The sequence below is a fragment of the Pseudomonas sp. 24 E 13 genome (assembly GCF_900004715.1).
GTDB lineage: Bacteria > Pseudomonadota > Gammaproteobacteria > Pseudomonadales > Pseudomonadaceae > Aquipseudomonas > Aquipseudomonas orientalis_A.
On record NZ_CVTO01000130.1, the window covers coordinates 3,191 to 5,574 of the forward strand.

At 63.5% G+C, this 2,384-nt stretch carries 1 protein-coding gene; it reads right to left on the bottom strand.

What is annotated here, in order from left to right; all coding sequences use genetic code 11:
- Positions 1–179 precede the first annotated feature (179 nt).
- Positions 180–2,153, bottom strand: coding sequence for a sigma-54 interaction domain-containing protein (locus BFP90_RS16675; protein WP_065897468.1), 1,974 nt, complete (start codon positions 2,151–2,153; stop codon positions 180–182).
- Positions 2,154–2,384 lie beyond the last annotated feature (231 nt).

Consider the following 2,384-nt stretch of genomic DNA (forward strand, 5'->3'; position numbering starts at 1 on the left):
CAGCGTGGTTTAACGGGGCGCCTGAGATCAAAAGCAAAAGCGCGGCGGCCTTAGAGCCGACCGGTATCTTTTGCCGATCCGCGATCCAAATGTGGGAGGGGGCTTGCCCCCGATGAGGGAGAGTCAGTGAGTACATCAGTGACTGACACATCGCCATCGGGGGCAAGCCCCCTCCCACATTAGTAACCGCCCACCGGCCTGCGAAAATCCCCGGCATTCAACCCGAACCGAGTCATCTTGTTGTACAGCCCGCCCCGGGACACGTTCAACTGCCGGGCGGCCAGGCGGATATTGCCACCGGTGCTTTTCAGCGCGGCGACGATGGCATGCATTTCGTGGCTGCTCAGGTCCTGGGTGGGTTGCGGCGCATAGCCCTGGGCCAGGGCACGGGGCTTGCTGTCCAACGGCAAGTCGCCCGGCTGGATCAACTCGCCCATGGCCAGGTTGGTTGCCCGTTCGATGGCGTTTTCCAGTTCGCGCACGTTACCCGGCCAGGCATGGGCGCAAAGCAAGGCCAGCGCGTCCGGCGCGAAGCCCTGCACCGTTTTACGCAACGAGCGCGCGCAGCGCTTGAGGAAGTGCCGCGCCAGCAGCGGGATGTCTTCGCGGCGCATCCGCAGCGGCGGCACCGTCAGGTTCAGCACATTCAGGCGGTAATAAAGATCTTCACGAAACGCGCCGTCGGCCACTGCCTGGCTGAGATTGCGGTGGGTGGCGGCGATGATGCGCACATCCACCTGGCGTGCGCTTTTTGCGCCGACCCGCGCGACTTCACCTTCCTGCAACACCCGCAACAGGCTGACCTGGGCGTCGAAGGACATGTCGCCAATCTCATCCAGGAAGATGGTGCCGCCATCGGCCAGCTCGAACTTGCCCGCCGAGCCGCCACGGGCAGAACCGGTGAACGCGCCCTCGACATGCCCGAACAGTTCACTCTGCACCAGGTCCCGTGGAATCGCACCGCAGTTGACCGCCACGAACGGACCGTGGCAACGCTCGCTGGCGTTATGGATGGCCTGGGCGAACAACTCCTTGCCGGTGCCGCTTTCCCCGAGAATCAGCGTGGTGGAATCACTGCGGCTGGCGATGCGCCCCAGGTGCAGCGCGTCCTGGATCGCCCGCGAGGTGCCCTGGAGGGTGTCGAAGGTGTACCGCGCCTGGGTGCCGACAATGCGCCGGGTGATTTCACGGATGCGCCGGTTTTCGCGCAGCGACACGATCACCCCGCCCTGCTCCAGTGGGCACACCGAGACCAGGCAGGCGAGTTGGCTGCGGTCATGCAGGTGGAATGTGCAATCCAGGTCGCGCACAGCCTCACCCAGCACCTCGCTCAATTCACTGCGGCCCAGGCGCTGGAAGGGACTGCCAATCAGCTCCAGCCCCACCCCGAACAGCTGGCGGGCATAGCGGTTGAGCGCCTTGATGCAGCCGCGTTCATCCACCACCACGAGGCCTTCGTTGAGCACTTCGAGCACGGTTTGCTGTTCCTCCAGCAACGCCTGCAGCGCCATTTGCCGCGACACGGCTTCAGCGGCCGCCTGCACGGTGCCCAGGGTATGAAAGTGAAACCAGCCGGGTTCGGCGGTGAGCGTCAGCACGGCCAGGGTCTGGCCCTGGGCGTTCTTGATCGGCGCGGCGGCGCAGTGCATGCGGCGTTGACGCAGGCCGACCGCGAAGTTTTCTTCGGCCAGCACATACACCAGATGATCTTCAGCCAGCGCCAGGCCGGTACAGTTGGTGCCCTGCACCGATTCGAGCAGTCGACTGCCCACGGGAGTGATATCCAGCCCGCAGAAATGCAAGGTGGTGCCCTCGGCATCGGTGAGGTTGATATGCCCGCGCGGGTTGTACGCCAGCAAGCCTTGCATGACTTGCGCGGCGGCGTCGATCAGCACGCGGTGGCTGGCCAGCGTGGCCGTCAGGCGGTCGGCGGCGACGAAGCGGTACGCGTTGTCGGCCGGATCGATACCGGCCTGGAGGCTGCGCCGCCAGGAGTCCCAGATCAATTGACGCACCTCGCGCGGGCGTTGCACCTGGCCGCGCAGACAGGCCTGCCACGCCTCTTCCAACGCGGCGACCGGGCCATCGTTCAGCGCCGCGGGGCCCAGCGCCGTCAGGTAGTCGAGGTCTTGCGCACTGATCGCAGCGCTCATAAGCGGGCTCCATGTTCATGTTTTCGACATGTCAGCATAGACATGTCATTTAAATGAACACTATATTTTTTAAACTCTATAAATATCAGCTAGTTATATTCTGGCACAGCCTTTGCTCCTGCCCCTTTGCCAACCAGGATTGTCCTGAGGCCAACAATAAAAAGGGGTCACACATGAATACCAAACGCATCCGCCTGGGCTTGATCGGTGCCGGTCGCATGGGCAGCTTCC

Excerpts from the sequence above, each read along its gene's own strand:
- BFP90_RS16675 (WP_065897468.1), bottom strand. The coding sequence starts at position 2,153 with ATGAGCGCTGCGATCAGTGCGCAAGACCTCGACTACCTGACGGCGCTG.